This window comes from Alphaproteobacteria bacterium (assembly GCA_039980135.1).
Classification (GTDB): domain Bacteria; phylum Pseudomonadota; class Alphaproteobacteria; order UBA6615; family UBA6615; genus UBA8079.
Genome location: JBDXCV010000003.1, coordinates 404,251 through 420,693 on the forward strand (window position 1 = coordinate 404,251; position 16,443 = coordinate 420,693).

Below are 16,443 nucleotides of genomic sequence, written 5' to 3' on the forward strand. Positions count from 1 at the left end.
TGCGACGTCAGCCCGGGAACCCGCCTGTCCTAGCCCCCGAACCAGCCGGCTTCGGGGAACGGCACGTAGAATATCTGGGTGAACACCAGATAGGCCACGATGCTGATGCAGATCGGCACGACGATCGCCAGCCGGATGTTCGGGGTCGTGCGCTCCTGAGTGAGATAAAGCGACGCTCCGATCAGCATGACCAGGCTCGATGGCCAGAATCCGAGGCGGAACATGGCGAGCAGAAAGCCGAGCACGATCAGCAGGAAAACGACCACGTCCACCAACGACGCCCGATCGTCCGCGGACATCGCGAGGAGATCGGGCACATGCTTGCGGGCGGCCGAAACGATGAACTTCGCGAGAAAGAGAATCGCGATGCCCAGGGTGACGTAGTTGGCCAATAGCGGAAACGCCCAGTCCTTCGGGTCGGAGCTCGAACCGACGGAGAACATCGCGCTGACGCCAAAAAGCATGAGCGCGGTCAGGAGGTCCCGGTCTGCGAGTCTTTTCAACATGTTCATCCCCCTACTCCGTTCCGTCCGGTTTGATGTGTGAGGTGCCGTCCTGAATGCCCTGGCGCGCCTTCAGCCGGTCCACGTGACGAGTCCAGACCACGAGGACGATGGACAGCACGCTGAGCGAAATCAGGATGACGTTGATCGTGCCGGTGAAGAAGACGTCCCAGACCGACGTCGCATCGGAGATGTACATCGCCTGGACGAGCGACGGTTCGATGATCGGGCCGAGGATGAGGCCGAGCCCGATGGGCCCCGGATGGAATCCCAGGCGCCGGATCAGGAACACGAAAATCCCGAGCGCCAGCATGATGTAGACGTCGAAGATATTGTTCCGGATCGCGTAGGCGCCGATGATCGCCAGCAGCATGATCAGGGGCGCCAGCAGCCGCAGCGGAATCCTGATGATCTTGACCAGGAGCGGCGCGAACAGGCTGCCGAGGATGAAGGTCACGATCCCCGCGAAGAGCAGGGACCAGCCGAAGGAGAAGACCAGCGAGCCGTCGCTCTGGAACAGCTCCGGGCCGGGATTGAGGCCGCGCAGCATGAGCGCGCCGGCGATGACGGCGGCCGGCGAGGAGCCGGGTACGCCCAATGTGACCAGCGGGATCATGGCCGCGGGGGCGGCGGCGTTGTTGGCGATCTCCGACGCGGTGACGCCGCGCAGATCGCCCTTGCCGAACTGGCTCTTGTCCTTGGCCCAGCGCACCGCCTCGTTGTAGGAGACCAGTGCCGCGATCGGGCTGCCGGCGCCGGGCAGGATGCCGATGAACGCGCCGATCACCGCCGAGCGGATCACGTGGAACGGATGGGCGAGGACCCGGCCGATGGTCTTGAGGGTCTGCCCGCGCACCGGTTGGTACTCGGCAATGAATTCCTTCCGGCGCAGGTCGGCGACCATCGACAGCACCTGGGGAATGGCGAAGATGCCGATCAGGCCGGCGACGAGGGACAGGCCGCCGCGGAGCTCGGGCACACCATAGGTGAAGCGCGCGATCTCGTTGCCGTGGCTGATCCCGATGCTGCTGATCAGCAACCCGATGGCGCCGCCGGCAAGCCCCTTGAGGATCGAGTCGCCGGCCAGGCTGCCGATGATCGTGAGGGCGAAAATGCCCAGCCAAAAGAACTCCGGCGGGCCGAATTTCAGGGCGATGGCGATCAGTGGCCAGGCGAGCAGCAGGTAGGCGGCAGCGCCGAACAGGGTGCCGATCGCGGAGCTGAAACAGGCGGCGACGATGGCCTCCTGGCCCCGGCCCTTATGGACCATCGGATGCCCGTCGAACGCGGTTGCCATGGCGGCGGGCGTGCCGGGCGTGTTGACCAGCACCGCAGGGATTGCGTCGGAGAACATCGCGCAGACATATAGCCCGCCCAGCATTGCGATGCCGGCTTCGGTCGGCAGTGCGAACGTGAACGGCACCAGCAGGGCCGTGCCCATGGTCGCGGTCAGGCCCGGGAGGGTGCCCACCACCATGCCGATCAGGACGCCGACCGTCAGCCAGAACATGACCGACCAGGTGAGCGTTTGCATGAGACCTTCGATCACCGCGCAATTCCCATCATTGTGTTTGTTTCTATGTGTTGCTCATCCGGTCCGGCGCCGATGGAGAAACGTCACCTTGAGGCACAAGCGGACGGGCTGCCCCGGCACCCGATTGCGGATGCCGGGACAGCCCGAAACTTGAAAAGCCGCTACTTTGCGAACTTCTTGATTGCCGTGTCGACATAGGCCTTGGCTTCGGCCGGTGTCTGGCGCATCTGCACCAACCCGATGCTGTTCACAAGCTCGACGACCTTGGGGTCGGCGGTCGCCTGATAGAGCGCATCGTTGAGCTTCGCGACACGATCGGCCGGGGTGCCCGGAGGTGCCATGATTCCCCACGTCGTGGTGTAGGTCCACTGGGGCTCGCTCGGCACGCCCGGGAGGGCGCCGGTGGTGTTCGGGCCGGCGATGACCAGCGTGTCCACCGTGGCCTTGTGCTTCACGGCGTGATTCGACGCCGTCATGCCCGCATCCACATGGTTGCCCTGCAACATCGGCATCATCTTGCCAACGCCGCCGGACACCGGCACGTAGGTGGTCTCGATGCCGAGAATCTTGGCGAGCTCGGCGAAGTTACGGTCACCCGTGCTGCCGACACCCGCGACCGTCAGCTTGCCCGGGTTGGCCTTGGCGGCGGACACGAACTCGGCCAGCGAGGTGTACTTGCTGCCCTTCGGCACCATGAGCGCACCCACGGAGCGCACCGTCATGCCGATATAGGAGAATTCACCCGGCTTGAAGCCGACGTCCTTGCCCTGGGCCGTAATGACGACGTTGGGAACAACCACGTTGGAGATGGTGTAGCCATCGGCCTTCGAGCGCCACAGCTCGTTGAACCCGACAGCGCCGCCGCCGCCGGTCTTGTAGACGATCCGGACCTCGACGCCGAGGGCCTTTTCCAGGCCCGGCTGGAGCCGGCGTGCCTGCTGATCGGAGCCGCCGCCGGGGGAATAGGGGACGATGAACGTGATCGGCTTGTCGGGGTAGGTTTCGGCGCTGGCGGTGCCGAACGCGGCGACGGCCGTCATCAGGCCCAGGCCCGCGGCGAGAATCATGCCGCCGTGTTTTCTCTGGTTCTTGGTCATAACGTTTCCTCTCGTGCTGATATTTTTTACTTGTGGGCAGAGGTTTTCCCCGGCCCGATTTTGACCTCCATTCGACGCGGCCGATAACAGTGGTTTGTGGCAGCATCGAAGCCGCGAGGCGGTCAGGGAATGCATCCCTGATTGACCCGGCGACCTGTCGTGAAAACCCTCTGATAATGTGGGCGCGCAGTCAACCTCCGACCGGTCTTATATAATACTCATTTCGTCGGATACTCCGTGCCGGCCCGGCGCGAAGGACGGCATTGCCCCGGCAAATGGACCAGGGCCAAACGCCGCCGGGCATTGTGCGGGAGGTGCACGGACACTATATCGTTCCGGTATTACTCGCGGTGCCGGAAATCGGGCAGTCTTCAGGTCGATGTATTCAACTCTGTCATACGGTGTTCACTCGCGTGGCGCAGTTCGTCCGCGCGCGCGGCATGTCTGTGAGCCGTCCGTGAGCGCTTCGCATGGCTGATTCCGTCGAGGTCCGTTTCTGGGGGGTGCGCGGTTCCATTGCGTGTCCCGGCCCCGACACGAACGTTTTTGGCGGCAACACGTCCTGCGTCGAGGTCACATGCGGCAATCCCGATAGCGGCGGCGGCCGGGTCGTCCTCGACGCCGGCACCGGCCTTCGCCCGCTCGGCAGCGCGTTGGGCAATACGGGCGCCGGCGTGGACGCCGACCTCCTGCTGAGCCACACCCATCTCGACCATATTGTCGGGATGCCGTTCTTCGGCCCGGCCTATTGCCCGGACTCGAAGCTGCGCATGTGGGCCGGGCACCTGCAGCCCGACCACAAGCTGGCCGACGTCCTGTGCATGATGATGGCCGACCCGCTGTTTCCCATTCCGATGGACGTGATGGCGGCGGACAAGAGCTTCCACGATTTCCGTGCCGGCGAAACATTCGATCTGTCCTGTGGGGCGCGGGTGCGGACATGCCCGCTCAATCATCCGGGCGGGGCGACCGGTTACCGCATCGAGCAGCACGGTCGCGCGATCGCCTATATCACCGACACCGAACATGTCGCGGGCACCCATGACGAAAACATCCTGGCGCTGATCGACGGGGCGGATCTGTTCATCTACGACGCCACCTACACCGACGCGGAATACGGGGCCCATGTGGGCTGGGGCCATTCGACCTGGCAGGAGGGTGCGGCGCTGGCGGCGATCGCCAATGTCGGGACATACGTGCCGTTCCATCACGACCCGTCCCATGACGATGCGGCGATGGCGGCGATCGAGACAGAAGCGAAGGCGGTGTTCGAGAACACCGTGGTCGCGCGCGAAGGCCTGACCCTGACCTTCTGAAGGGTCGATCACGCGGGCTTGACGTGAAAAGGCCGGCGACCGTCGCCATATCGGGTCGTTGAAGACAGCCCGGCCGGAGCCATGACGGCGCGAAGCGAAGAAGTATCGACGAATCTGGTCGCCCGCGCGGTCACCGCGCTGCGCGGCGGCACCGCGCCGGTGCTCCCGCAACGGGTGCGCGAGGATGTCGCGCGCCAGCAGGACCGCTCGGAACAGATCATCTCGATCGTGCAGATCGTCATCGTGCTGCTGTTCGGCGGGTTGTTCCTGGCCGCACCGGGTGGCGGCGGGGTCGGCGCCGACGGGATCGACCTCGCTTTCGAGCTGACCCCCTGGGCGCTCGGTGGGTATCTGGTTTTCTCGGCCGCCCGCTACTGGGCGAGCTGTCGGATGCGCCTGCCGGGCTGGTTCCTGACATTGTCGGTGATCGCCGACATGGCGTTGCTGATGGTGCTTATCTGGTCGTTCCACCGCACCTATCAGCAACCGCCGTCATTCTATCTGAAGGCACCGACGCTGCTTTACGTGTTCATCTTCATCGCCTTGCGGGCCCTGCGTTTCGACGCGCGCTATGTGCTGCTCGCCGGGGCCACCGCCATGGTCGGCTGGTCGGCGCTGGTGTTGTATGCCGCCGCGTTCGAGACCGGCGAGATGACGATCACCCGCAACTATGTGGAATACATCACCGGCAACACGATCCTGCTGGGGGCCGAATTCGACAAGCTGATCACCATCGGCGTGGTGACGGCGGTGCTGGCCGCCGCCGCCGTGCGCGCGCGTCAGATGCTTTTTACGGCGGCTTCGGAGGGCTCCGCGAAACGGGACCTCTCGCGCTTCTTCGATACCTATGTGGCCGACCGGATTACCGGCAGCGAGCATGAACTGCGCGCGGGCGAGGGCCAGCATCGCGATGCCGCCGTGGTGTTCTTCGATATCAGGGGTTTCACTCGGTTGTCGGGCCGGCTCGACGCCGACGCGCTGGTGCAGCTGCTGTCGGAATACCAGTCACGGATCGTGCCGATCGTGCAGGACAATGGCGGCGTCATCGACAAGTTCATGGGCGACGGGGTGATGGCGACCTTCGGGGCGGTGGTGCCGAACCGGACTTACGCCGCCGACGCGCTGCGGTCGATCGAGGCGGCGATCGACGCGATAGACCGGTGGAACGCGAAGCTGGTGGCGGCGGGCAAGCCGGCGCTGGACGTGAACGCGGCGGCCGCGTCGGGCGACCTGATCTTCGCTGCGGTGGGCGACGAGAGCCGGCTCGAATACACGGTGATCGGTGACACGGTGAATTTGGCGGCGAAGCTGGAGAAACACACCAAGCGCGAGGACGCCTGCGCGGTCGTGACCGTCGAGACCTACGACCTGGCGCTTCAGCAAGGTTTCGCGCCGAAGGACCCCGGCGAGCGGCGGATCGGCCGCGTGGTCGAAGGGGTCGCGGACCATGTAGATCTGGTGGCGCTGGGGCGCAAGCGGGCGGTTTAGGCGCTTGCGCGCAGACCCCTATTTATACGGATCGGCCGCATCCCGGAGGCCGTCGCCGAGGAAGTTGAAGGCCAGGATGGTCAGGATGACCGGGATCATCGGCGCCATCAGCCACGGATAGAGCACCACGACCTGGATGTTCTGGGCCTCGTTGAGCAGCACCCCCCAGCTGGTCACCGGCGGACGCAGGCCCAGGCCGAGGAAGCTGAGCGCCGTCTCGCCGAGGATCATCTCGGGAATCGCGAGGCTCGCCGAGGCGATCAGATGGCTGGCGAAGCTGGGCACCAGGTGGCGCCCGATGATGCGTTTGGTGCTGGCCCCCATCAGGTTTGCCGCGACGGCGAAATCTTCCTCGCGCAACGACAGGAGCTTGGACCGCACCGCGCGGGCGAGTGAGGGCCAGTCGAGCATCGCCAGGATGAGCGTGATGCCGAAATAGATCACCAGCGGCGACCATTTGGCCGGCAGCGATGCCGAGAGCGCCATCCACAAAGGCAGGCGCGGGAATGACTTCAGCACTTCGATCAGTCGCTGGACGCCATTGTCGACCCAGCCGCCGTAGAAGCCGGCCACGCCACCGATGGCGATGCCGAGCCCGAAGCTGAGGAAGATTCCGATCAGGCCGATCGACAGCGAGATCCGCGAGCCGTAGATCATGCGCGAGAGCATGTCGCGGCCGAGCCGGTCGGTGCCCAGAAGGAACACGGGCTGGCGCCGGCTCTCGGGACAGAACAGATGGAAATCGCCCTTGAACAGGCCCCAGAATTCATACTCGGACCCGGGGTAACCGCCCGAACAGAAGAAGCGGATGCGGTTCACCTTGCTGGTGTCGACCGTATAGATCTTCTGCAGGGTCTCGGGGTCACGCTTGGACCTGTAGCCATACACAAACGGCCCGACGAGCTTGCCCTCGTGGAAAAGATGCACGGCCTGGGGCGGCGCGTAGATGCTGCGCACGTCGCGGTGCTGCAGTTCGTACGGCGCGAACACTTCAGCAAAGGCGGCGACCAGATACAGGAAGATCAGGAAGAAGCCTGCGGCGACCGCAATCTTGTGGCGCTTGAGTTTCCACCACATGAGCTGCCACTGGGAAGCCATGTAATATTTTTCCTGCTCCGGCGTGAGCACCACCTCGACATCGGCGTCGAAGGGCTCGTCGGACACGAAATGGGGAATCCTGTCCGGCGGGCTGTTGTCAGGCTTTTCGTTACCGGGGGTCTCGTTATCGGGGGTGTCGGAACTCATCGGGTCGTTCCCCCGCTGAGCCGGATTCTTGGATCGAGCGCCGCCAGGGCGAGATCTGACAGGAGCGTGCCGATCACGACGAGGAGTGCCAGGAACATCAGGAAGGAGCCGGCGAGGAACATGTCCTGGGCACGCAGCGCGTCGAGCAGCATGCGGCCGGTGATGTCGAGGTTGAGCACCACGGCGACGACGGCGGAGCCGGAAATGACTTCCGGTAGGATCGAGCCGATATCCGCGATGAACGGGTTGAGTGCCATGCGCAGCGGGTACTTCCAGAGCAGCTTGCGCGGGGCGAGCCCCTTGGCCCGGCCGGTGACCACATACTGTTTCTGCAGCTCGTCGAGCAGGTTCGCGCGCAGGCGCCGGATCATGCCCGCGGTGCCGGACGTGCCGATGACGATGACCGGAATCCACAGATGCTCCAACACCGAGAGCATCTTGTCGAGCGACCAGGGCGCGTTGCGATACTGGTCGTCCATGATCCCGCCGATGGACGTGTCGAACCACTGGTTGGCCAGATACATCAGCACGAGCGCGAGCAGGAAGTTCGGGGTCGCGAGGCCGAGATATCCGATCAGGGTCGCGACGTGATCGGACACGGAGTATTGGCGGGTCGCCACATAGGTGCCGATCACGAAGCTGACGATCCAGATGAAGGCGATGGTCGAGAAGGTCACGACAAACGTCAGCAGGATGCGCTGGCCGATCAGCTCCGACACGGGACGGTTATGCTCGAACGACCAGCCGAAATCCCCCTGGAGCAGCCCGAAGAGCCAGGAGAAATATTGTTCGACGGGGGTTTTATCGAGTCCGTAGGCGCGCCGCAGGGCCTCGATCTGGTTCTGATCCACGGCCTCGCCGCGCGACGCCATCTCCGCGATCAGGGTCTCCAGATAATCTCCCGGCGGGAGCTGGATGATGATGAACACGATCGCGGAGACCGCGAGCAGTGTCGGGATCATCAGGAGCAATCGGTGGATGATGTAGCGAAACATTACGGGTTATCGATCTCGGACTCTGCGAATGCGGCTAGGGGCGTTCGAAGTAGAAGGTGTCGGGCAGGTAGATGCCGAAATGGGCGCCCGGGTCCCAGGCGTAGATCGCCTTCTCGGGCACACCCTTGAGGTTCTGCATCACGACGACCGGCTGCTTGGTGCAGCACACGACGCCGATGGTGAAGGTCTCGTCGGCGTTGATCTGCAGGATGCGTTCCCAGAATTCGGTGCGTTCGGCCTGGGACGATGCGGATTGCCAGCGGCGGAACAGGTCGAACAATTCCTGGGCCGCGGGCATGTCGATGGCGTCTCCGGCCTGGCCCTCGGTCTGATAATACTGGCCCCATTTCGGCCACTGGTACTGATCCTGCCGGGTCGGGACGAATTCCTCGGGGCTCATATTCGCGGTGACGATGCCGTTGTTCGCCCCGAACCAGACCCCCATCATGGTCTCGCCTGCGAACACCCGGTTGCGGAACACCTCGCGCTGGGACGGGCGGGTGAAGATCTTCACGCCGATGTCGAGCCAGGAATCATGGACCAGCTCGAGCACGTCGGTCTGCTCGGTCTCCTCGCCCGCGGTCTCGACGACGATCTCGAGCCGCCGCCCGTCGGGCAGCAGGCGGACCCCGTCCTTGTCGCGTTTCTCGAGGCCCATGCCATCGAGCAGCGCGTTGGCGCGGTCGAGATCGAACGCGGCCCATTTGGTCTGGAATTCCTCGCGGAACAGCGGGCTCTGCGGCAGTACCGTGTTGTTCGACGGCTGGGCGAGACCGAAATAGATCACCTCGTTGATCTCCTCGCGGTCGATGGCGAGGCTGAGCGCGTGGCGGAAATCACGGTTGCGGAAGACCTCACGCCAGCCCGGGTCGGCGATGTGCAGGTTGGGGTAGAGCGCGATCCGCGCGCCGAGCGAGGTATCCCACAACAGGGTCTTGAAGCCCTCCTTCTCTTCCGACTGTTTCAGGAAGGTGAAGTGGCTCATGAACAGGTTGCGGGCCTGCAGGTCGATTTCGCCGGCGCTGGCCTTGGCCGGGATCAGCTTGCCGTCGGAGATGTTCATCAGGACCCGGTCGATATAGGGCAGCTGGTTGCCGGCCTTGTCGACCCGATGGAAATAGGGATTGCGCATGAACACGAACTGCTGGGCCGGCGGGCGGATCGTGTTGAACCAGGGCTGCAGGGTCGGCAGCGCCGGGTTGTCCATGTCATAGAGATTGTCCTGGCTGTTATGCAGGGGTCCCCAGCCACGCATGCGCCGCTTCTTGATGAATGCCTCGAGCTCGGCCGGGTCGGCGTATTTCTTGTGGAACTGCTTCAGATAATGGGCGGGCCGGTAAATGAAGGGCGGGCGCGGGCCGGCCAGTGCGGGCAGGAAGAACGGGTTCGGTTTCGACCAGCTGAAGCGAATTGTTTGCGCGTCGAGGATTTCGACCTTCGGGACCTCGCCCTCGACCTTCAGCAGGACCGGCGGCCCGAGCGGGGACAGGTCGGAATTGTTGGCCATTTCCTCCCACCAGTAACGGAAATCCTCCGTCGTGAAGGGATGGCCGTCGGACCATTTGTGATCCTTGCGGAGCTTGAAGGTAAAAATTTTGTCGTCGACCGTCTCGAAGGATTCGAGGATATCCGGCACCAGATTGTAGCCGCCGTCATAGCCGACGAGCCGGGCATAGCCGTAGACCGTCATCAGTCGGGTGTCGCGCGCGCGGGCCATCGCGATGCGCAGATCGCCGCCATAGACGCCGGGGCCGGTGTCGATGACGCGCGGCGGACGGGGCAGCCGTTGGTCGACCGGCGGGAGGTAGCCTTCCTTGACCTCGGCCGCGAGCATGGGAGATTCCGCGAAGTCGGCGGCAGCGGTTGCCGGCGTCAAGGCGAGTGCGGCGATGATGGGGGCAATGATCTTCAGGCGCATCACGCGACCTCCGGCAGGGCGCCGCGTTCCGGGTCGGCGCGTACATAGTGCCCGTCTTCCAGCTCGACGAGCCGGGGGCGGGATTGATTGTCGATTGTGAAGGGCGCTGGCCAGCGGGCCGGATCGGAGGCGCGATCCTCCATCAGGTCGGCCAGATCGAGGCGGTTGTCGAGGCTCGGCTCGGGCACGGCCGAAAGCAGCGCCTGGGTGTAGGGGTGGGACGGGTTGCGAAACAGGGTCTTCGCCGGCGCCAGCTCGACCAGGCGCCCGGCGCACATCACGGCGATCCGGTCGGCGATGTAATCGACGACCGCGAGGTTATGGCTGATAAACAGATATGTCAGCCCGAGGGCCGACTGGAGATCCTTGAGCAGGTTGAGGATCTGGGCCTGGATCGACACGTCGAGCGCGCTCACCGGCTCGTCGCAGATCAGCAGGTCCGGTTTGAGCGCGAGCGCGCGGGCGATGCCGATGCGCTGGCGCTGGCCGCCGGAGAAGCTGTGGGGGTAGCGGTTGAGGAAGCGGGGGTCGAGGCCGACCAGGCGCATCAGCTCGCGCACCGTGTCGGCGCGGGTCTCGGCCGTGCCGATGTCATGGATGACGAGGGGTTCGGCGATGATCTCGAACACGGTCATGCGGGGGTTCAGGGAGCCGAAGGGGTCCTGGAAGATTAACTGTACCCGGCGGCGGAAATCCTTGAGCTCGCGGCCCTTGAGCGCCAGCACGTCGACCGGCTGGCCGCCGTCATAGAAGGTAACGCTGCCGCTGTCGGTGGCGAGCGCACGCATGATCATCTTCGACGTCGTGGTCTTGCCGCAGCCGGATTCGCCGACCAGGCCGAGGCATTCGCCGCGCGCGATCTCGAAGCTGACATCGTCCACGGCGAGGACTGAGCGCGCTTCCTGGGAGCCGAAATAGCTGCCCTTGCGGATCAGGAAGCTCTTGGAGATGCCGTCGACCTTGAGAAGCGGTGTGCCGGCGGCCGCCTGGGGCGCGCGGTCGGCATCGGGCTTGATCAACTCACCGGATTCCGCCTTGATCTCGCGCAGCGGCACGAGGCGTTCGCCCTCGGCGAGGCCGAAGCGCGGCACGGCGTTGAGCAGCGCCTTGAGATAGGGGTGGCCGGGTGCGCGATAGATATCCTCGACGGTGCCGCTTTCCATCACCTTGCCGCGGAACATCACCACGACCTCCTCGGCGACGTTCGCGACCACGCCCAGATCATGGGTGATCATCAGGACCGCCATGTCGAGTTCCGACTGAAGGTCCTTGATCAGCTTCAGGATCTGCGCCTGGATCGTCACGTCCAATGCGGTGGTGGGTTCGTCGGCGATGAGCAACGCGGGACGGCAGACCAGCGCCATGGCGATCATGGCGCGCTGGCGCAGCCCACCCGACAGCTCGAAGGGATAGGTCTTGAGCGCGCGGGGCGGGTCGGGGAAGCCGACCAGGCGCAGCATGTCGGCGGCGAGCTCGGTGCCGGTCTGCTTGTCCACGTCGCGGTGCAGGTGGAGTGCCTCGGTGATCTGGTCGCCGACCGTGTGGAGCGGCGACAGGGATGTCATCGGTTCCTGGAAGATCATCGACACCCGGCCGCCGCGGATTGACCGCATTGCCTTGCCGTCGCGTTCCAGTTTCGCCAGATCGACCGGGGTGCCGTCGCCGCGCGGATCGGTGAACAAAATCTCACCGCCGGCGATGCTGCCGATGTTCGGGAGGATGCCCATGATGGCCTGGCTGCAGACCGACTTGCCCGAGCCGGATTCGCCGACCAGTGCCGTGGTGCCGCCCTGGCGGACCCGGAAGGACACGCCGTCCACGGCGCGCAGCTGGTCACCGTGCACGGTGAAGTCGACCTTGAGGTCGCGAACGGTCAGGAGGTCGGTCATCGTCGCCAATCCGCCGGGTTGCCCCAGCCGGTGAGGGCCGCGGGAGTGGGGTCATGATCCGGCATAATCGCGCCGAGACCAAGGGCCGCAAAGTTGCGCGCGCTGGCATCGGTGAGTTCGATGTCGAGCTGACGGGCGGCCTCGAAGGCGGCGCGGCAGATGGTCTCGAAATCCTCCAGCGCGGAGTTGAGCGCGATGGTGCGGTTTGCCCCCTGAAGCTTGAGCTGCATCCAGCCGGCCTCGCGATCGCGCCGGGTCGAGAAATAGGAAAGCTTTACGGTGGCGAGGTCTGGCCACGGAATGTTTGCGCCACCGGGGCCTCCGGTTGAAATGCCATCCGAATCCACCCGCACCGTAATCGCCCGGTTGCGCCAGGTGCGTAGCCCGAAGATGGCGAACAACACGGCGGGGATGGCGAAAACCAGGGTGACGACGATACCGAAATCGACGGCGGCCAGAGGCACCAGGCAACAGAAGAGCCCGATGCCGGCGCGCAGCAGATCCGCGTTGATGGCGCGGGGCGAGTAGCGGTGACGGGTCATGTGATCGCGAATACCTCGGCGGGGGATTGCCAGACTACCGCAGGGTGGGCCCGGGTGCGGTTCACAAATTCGCCCACAAAGGCGTGCATGTCGTCGTTCATGTCGGCGTGATGGGTCATCAGGCCGGTTGGTTCGTTTGTGTCGGCGTCACCGGTGCGCCGCGCGGTCAGATGTTTCAGCGTGTCGTCGATAATATTGTCCGCCCCCATGAAGCCTCGCGCCATGCCGGTTCGTTTGCCGTGCCAATCGATCACGTCGAGATGAACATTGGATTGACGCAACCCCCGGACGGGGGCCTCGCGCTTGCGTGCGCCGATGGTGCTCAATCCCCGAATGCCGATCTCCGGCAGGAAGGGAACGATGTGCGGGGCTATTCTGTTCCAAGGTGGCACGAGCACGGGAAGGCGACTGGCGAATTTTTCCAATGCCTGGCCGCCCATCGCCAGATCGGCGACCACATACTCGGCCGGGCGGCTGTCGTCGAGCTCGATCTTGCGGCCCTCCCCGGCGTTGAAGTCCTTGTGGGAGTAACCGTGCTGCAGGACCGAGATGCCCGTCTCGTCCGCCAGTCGGTCCCGCAGGCCGCCGGTGGCGTTCGCGGGAATGACGGCCAGTGCGAGGGGAATATCAAGCTGGGCGCGCTGTTCCAGCAACCGGTCGAGCGCGGGCGTGTGGTCGGCGGCGTCGTCGTCGCGCCACCAGAAGCTCGCAGTCAGGCCGTCGCCCGCCCAGCTGTCGAGTTCACCCATGAGGGCGCCCCACGCCGAATCCGGCATGTCAGAGCTGTCGGGCATAGAATTTGGCATAGCCGGGGCCATGGGTTTGCAAACACTCCCTGCGCGGCCCGAACCCCCCAATCCGGACTGTCTCCCAGCCATCAGACTAGCCGGTTCGAGAGCCGGGAGTAACCCGGATTTCGGGGAAATTCATGGTTAACTCAGGTCAAGGTCGGGCCAGGTCCGGACTGATCAGGCGCCGCGGTGGCGATTCAGCGCCGATTTCAGGATTTCCGCGCTGTTCCGCGCACCGCCGAGGTCGAGGCCGGAATCGGTGGCCCGATCGACGGTTACCGCCCGATCGACCGCCGCGGCGACGGCCGGCGGGTTGACTGCGTCGGGTTCGATGATTTGCAGGGCCCCCCGGTCCGCCAGCAAGCGGCAGCGCAGGGTCTGTTCGCTTTCGAGCCCGCCTGCATAGGGGATGCAGACGGCCGGCGTGCGGGCGGCCAGAACCTCCATCACCGTGTTGTAGCCGCCCTGGGAAATCGACAGCCGGCAATTCGCGAGCAACCGAGGAAAATCGGGCCGCGATCGCTCGACCGTGATCCCGCCGGGTGCGCTGTCGCGGTATGCCGTAAAGTCTGTTTCCGGCAAATTGTGACCGATCAGGACCCGCCACGGCGCATCCGACAGGCCGGGTGCGGCGGTCAGCGCGCGCGCGCCGATGGCCGCTTCGAGCATGTCGTCGCTCACCGCGCCGCCGCCGGTGGACACGATGACCTCGCCCGCGCCGGGGCCCTTCTCGTTGCGCGCGGGCGCCGGATCCACGACATAGCCGGTGTAGCGGGAGATATCCGCGATCTCGGACATGCGGGGAAAGGTCTCGTCGAAGGCGATGAAGTCGGGGTCGCCATGGATCAGCACGAGGTCGAAAAAGTCGCGGGTCCGCGTCACCATCTCGTCGATGCGCTCGGGCTTGCCGGGTTCGACCAGGATGTCTCGTACCGACGAGACAATGAGCGGCCGATTGGTGCCCTGCCCGCGGGCGGCTGCGATGAGAGGCTCGATCTCGAAACGCATCTGCCGGCGCCCGAACGGATACATCTCGATCAGGATGATGTCCGGCTGCTCGTCTTCGAAAATCGCAAGCAAATGGTCGCGTCGGCGGGCCTTCCACGCGTCGTCGATCCTGTTGTCGTCCGCGTCGACCAGCACCTTGAAGAACTTGTCGGTCGCGCGGGTCGGCGGCAGCTGGGCGAAGCGCGCGGCCCCAGCGTCAAAGCCGGGCACGGCGGTGCCGCCAGACACCAGCAGCACGTCGAAACCTCCGGCGTCGAGCGCGCGGGCCAGGGTGCCGGTGCGCATCAGATGGCCGATGCCCAGCAGATGTTGCACGTAGAACAGAATTTTCGGGCGCGGGCTCATTTGCCGGTGCCTTGTGTCGGCGCGGCGAGCGAAACATTGAGCGCATCGATTTCCGCGCTGCCGTCAGGTGACGCATGGAAGATCTGTGCCTTGCGCCGCGACATCTCGTCCGGAGTTTCGCCGGTCAGGTTCCAGCCGGTGGCCAGCGCATAGACGGTGCGGATGACCCCGCGATGGGTGACGACGATGCGCGGCGCGGGGTCGGTGGCGAGTTCCGCCAGCGCATCGGCGACCCGTGGCAGCATGTCGAGCCGGCTCTCCCCGCCTTCGGGCCGATGGTCGCCCAGGTGGGCGTCGTCGCCGAGTTTGGCCTCCATTTCGTGCAGGTTCCGGCCTTCCCAAATGCCCCAATGCTTCTCGACCAGACGCTCGTCATAGGTGATCGGCCCGAGGCCCGGATTGTTGGCCTTGAGGATGTCCGCCGTTTCGCGACAGCGGACGAGCGTGCTGGCGACGATCGGCAGGCCGGCGAGTTCGCCCAGAAAATCGGAGGGCAAACGCCAGGCAGCGACCATGGCGCGCCCGTCGTCATTCAGCGGGATGTCGCGGCGGCCCTGCATGCGCCGCTCGACATTCCAGTCGGTCAGGCCGTGACGGATAAAGGCGAGCCGGGTCACGCGGCGCGCCCGGCGATGGAGACGGTGTTCAGGGTGGAGTCGAGCATGGCGGCCGCCGTGGGGAGATCGAACTTGGCGCCGATCCGGCGCATGGCGGCGGTGCCCATCCGGGCGCGCAGGTCCGAATCGTCCATCAGGCGCCGGACCGCTGCGGCAAACGCGTCGGGGTCGCCCGGAGCGGGCAACAATCCGGTCACGCCGGATCCGACAATATCCGGTACGCCGCGCGCCTTGCCGGCGATCACGGGCAGGCCCGCGGCCTGCGCCTCGAGTAGCGCGATACCGAATGCCTCATCGACGGCCGGCCAGACGAGGATGTCGGCGAGCGCGTAGGTCTCGGCCAGGCGTTCGGGCTGGAGCGTGCCGAGTAATCTGACCCGGCCGGGTGCCGCGGCCTCCAACGTCGCCTCGATCTCCGCGCGTCGGGGGCCGTCGCCCGCGACGAGCAGGCGCCAGTTTCCCCCGTCGAGCTGCGGCAGCGCGGCGGCGAGCTGTTCGTAGGAGTCCTGCTTGGCGCCGGCCCGCATCATGCCGACCGCCAGCAGAATCAAGGCGTCGGCAGGCCAGCCGGTGTCGCGGATGAGCGCGTCACGCAGATTGCCGCGCCGTGCGGCCGCTGCCGTGAACGGGGCGGCGTCGACGAAAGGAAACATCCGCCGGTGAAGCACCGGCGGGGTCGCGACCGGCTGGAGGCAGTCCCAGTCGTCGCTGTTGAGGGTGAGGATCGCATCGGCACGCGCGATGGCGGCGTTGGCGCCCCGGTAGCCGATGTCCCACGGACCGCCGGCGCGTTTGGGTGCGGTGGACGCCTCGGTGATGATGTAGGGAATGCCAAGTGAATCCGCGACCGGTGGGCCGATCCAGTCAGGGGCCTTGTGATAGACGTGATAGGTGAACCAGGCCTCGGGACGTTCATGCGGCGGGCGTGCCGCGAGGCGCCGGATCAGCCGCGCGGCGAATTTCTCGCCCAGGACCCTGAGCCGAGCCTGGCGGTCCGGGTCGCCTGCCCCGTCCCGGCTGACGAATCGCGAGACGAGCTCGGGTTTGTGACCGGCATGGCGGAGTGCGAGCAAGAGCAACCGCGCCAGATGGCGATCGCCCGAGGGAACCGGATGATCGGGCGGCTTCATCGGCGCGTAGAACGCGATACGCATG

Annotated in this window: 14 protein-coding genes; 2 read left to right on the top strand and 12 right to left on the bottom strand. The window is 65.3% G+C overall.

Annotation, left to right across the window (positions count from 1 at the left end):
* Window positions 1-29 precede the first annotated feature (29 nt).
* The 3 genes from ABJ363_03860 to ABJ363_03870 form a co-directional block, all read right to left on the bottom strand.
* A complete protein-coding gene (locus tag ABJ363_03860) occupies window positions 30-506 on the bottom strand; it encodes a tripartite tricarboxylate transporter TctB family protein (GenBank protein ID MEP4378113.1) in 477 nt (158 codons plus the stop codon).
* A 10-nt stretch (window positions 507-516) separates the two neighbouring features.
* Entirely contained in the window at window positions 517-2,052 is a 1,536-nt protein-coding gene (locus ABJ363_03865) for a tripartite tricarboxylate transporter permease (GenBank protein ID MEP4378114.1), read from the bottom strand.
* Between the two features lie 146 nt (window positions 2,053-2,198).
* Window positions 2,199-3,134, bottom strand: coding sequence for a tripartite tricarboxylate transporter substrate binding protein (locus ABJ363_03870; GenBank protein ID MEP4378115.1), 936 nt, complete (start codon window positions 3,132-3,134; stop codon window positions 2,199-2,201).
* Window positions 3,135-3,604: 470 nt separating this feature from the next.
* Between ABJ363_03870 and ABJ363_03875 the strand changes: the two genes are divergently transcribed.
* Both ABJ363_03875 and ABJ363_03880 read left to right on the top strand, forming a co-directional pair.
* On the top strand, window positions 3,605-4,450 hold the full coding sequence (locus ABJ363_03875) for an MBL fold metallo-hydrolase (GenBank protein ID MEP4378116.1): 846 nt from the start codon (window positions 3,605-3,607) through the stop codon (window positions 4,448-4,450).
* An 81-nt stretch (window positions 4,451-4,531) separates the two neighbouring features.
* The gene (locus tag ABJ363_03880; GenBank protein ID MEP4378117.1) at window positions 4,532-5,938 is read left to right on the top strand and encodes an adenylate/guanylate cyclase domain-containing protein; all 1,407 of its coding nucleotides are present in this window, start codon (window positions 4,532-4,534) and stop codon (window positions 5,936-5,938) included.
* An 18-nt stretch (window positions 5,939-5,956) separates the two neighbouring features.
* Here the strand turns inward: ABJ363_03880 and ABJ363_03885 are convergent, their stop codons facing one another.
* The 9 genes from ABJ363_03885 to ABJ363_03925 all read right to left on the bottom strand — a co-directional run bounded on the left by ABJ363_03885 (window position 5,957) and on the right by ABJ363_03925 (window position 16,442).
* Window positions 5,957-7,183 (bottom strand): ABC transporter permease subunit, encoded by a 1,227-nt coding sequence (locus ABJ363_03885; GenBank protein ID MEP4378118.1) that lies wholly within the window; start codon window positions 7,181-7,183, stop codon window positions 5,957-5,959.
* Window positions 7,180-8,178, bottom strand: a complete 999-nt coding sequence (locus ABJ363_03890) for an ABC transporter permease (GenBank protein MEP4378119.1) — start codon at window positions 8,176-8,178, stop codon at window positions 7,180-7,182. Before ABJ363_03890 ends, ABJ363_03885 begins: the two co-directional genes overlap by 4 nt.
* Before the next feature lie 34 nt (window positions 8,179-8,212).
* Window positions 8,213-10,096: an ABC transporter substrate-binding protein gene (locus ABJ363_03895; GenBank protein MEP4378120.1), complete on the bottom strand. Its 1,884-nt coding sequence runs from the start codon at window positions 10,094-10,096 to the stop codon at window positions 8,213-8,215.
* Window positions 10,096-11,985, bottom strand: coding sequence for an ABC transporter ATP-binding protein (locus ABJ363_03900; GenBank protein ID MEP4378121.1), 1,890 nt, complete (start codon window positions 11,983-11,985; stop codon window positions 10,096-10,098). Before ABJ363_03900 ends, ABJ363_03895 begins: the two co-directional genes overlap by 1 nt.
* Window positions 11,982-12,527, bottom strand: coding sequence for a hypothetical protein (locus ABJ363_03905; GenBank protein MEP4378122.1), 546 nt, complete (start codon window positions 12,525-12,527; stop codon window positions 11,982-11,984). The genes ABJ363_03900 and ABJ363_03905 overlap by 4 nt, the downstream gene beginning before the upstream one ends.
* A complete protein-coding gene (locus ABJ363_03910) occupies window positions 12,524-13,303 on the bottom strand; it encodes a polysaccharide deacetylase family protein (protein MEP4378123.1) in 780 nt (259 codons plus the stop codon). The genes ABJ363_03905 and ABJ363_03910 overlap by 4 nt, the downstream gene beginning before the upstream one ends.
* Before the next feature lie 192 nt (window positions 13,304-13,495).
* Complete coding sequence (locus tag ABJ363_03915; GenBank protein ID MEP4378124.1) at window positions 13,496-14,671, bottom strand: glycosyltransferase; 1,176 nt, start codon at window positions 14,669-14,671, stop codon at window positions 13,496-13,498.
* Window positions 14,668-15,288 carry a histidine phosphatase family protein gene (locus tag ABJ363_03920; protein ID MEP4378125.1) on the bottom strand — a complete coding sequence of 207 codons (621 nt, stop codon included), beginning with the start codon at window positions 15,286-15,288 and terminating at the stop codon, window positions 14,668-14,670. The genes ABJ363_03915 and ABJ363_03920 overlap by 4 nt, the downstream gene beginning before the upstream one ends.
* Entirely contained in the window at window positions 15,285-16,442 is a 1,158-nt protein-coding gene (locus tag ABJ363_03925; GenBank protein MEP4378126.1) for a glycosyltransferase family 4 protein, read from the bottom strand. The genes ABJ363_03920 and ABJ363_03925 overlap by 4 nt, the downstream gene beginning before the upstream one ends.
* Window position 16,443 lies beyond the last annotated feature (1 nt).

Excerpts from the sequence above, each read along its gene's own strand:
- ABJ363_03895 (MEP4378120.1), bottom strand. The coding sequence starts at position 10,096 with ATGCGCCTGAAGATCATTGCCCCCATCATCGCCGCACTCGCCTTGACG.
- ABJ363_03860 (MEP4378113.1), bottom strand. The coding sequence starts at position 506 with ATGTTGAAAAGACTCGCAGACCGGGACCTCCTGACCGCGCTCATGCTT.
- ABJ363_03900 (MEP4378121.1), bottom strand. The coding sequence starts at position 11,985 with ATGACCGACCTCCTGACCGTTCGCGACCTCAAGGTCGACTTCACCGTG.
- ABJ363_03880 (MEP4378117.1), top strand. The coding sequence starts at position 4,532 with ATGACGGCGCGAAGCGAAGAAGTATCGACGAATCTGGTCGCCCGCGCG.
- ABJ363_03890 (MEP4378119.1), bottom strand. The coding sequence starts at position 8,178 with ATGTTTCGCTACATCATCCACCGATTGCTCCTGATGATCCCGACACTG.
- ABJ363_03905 (MEP4378122.1), bottom strand. The coding sequence starts at position 12,527 with ATGACCCGTCACCGCTACTCGCCCCGCGCCATCAACGCGGATCTGCTG.
- ABJ363_03875 (MEP4378116.1), top strand. The coding sequence starts at position 3,605 with ATGGCTGATTCCGTCGAGGTCCGTTTCTGGGGGGTGCGCGGTTCCATT.
- ABJ363_03910 (MEP4378123.1), bottom strand. The coding sequence starts at position 13,303 with ATGCCGGATTCGGCGTGGGGCGCCCTCATGGGTGAACTCGACAGCTGG.
- ABJ363_03870 (MEP4378115.1), bottom strand. The coding sequence starts at position 3,134 with ATGACCAAGAACCAGAGAAAACACGGCGGCATGATTCTCGCCGCGGGC.
- ABJ363_03925 (MEP4378126.1), bottom strand. The coding sequence starts at position 16,442 with ATGCGTATCGCGTTCTACGCGCCGATGAAGCCGCCCGATCATCCGGTT.
- ABJ363_03885 (MEP4378118.1), bottom strand. The coding sequence starts at position 7,183 with ATGAGTTCCGACACCCCCGATAACGAGACCCCCGGTAACGAAAAGCCT.
- ABJ363_03915 (MEP4378124.1), bottom strand. The coding sequence starts at position 14,671 with ATGAGCCCGCGCCCGAAAATTCTGTTCTACGTGCAACATCTGCTGGGC.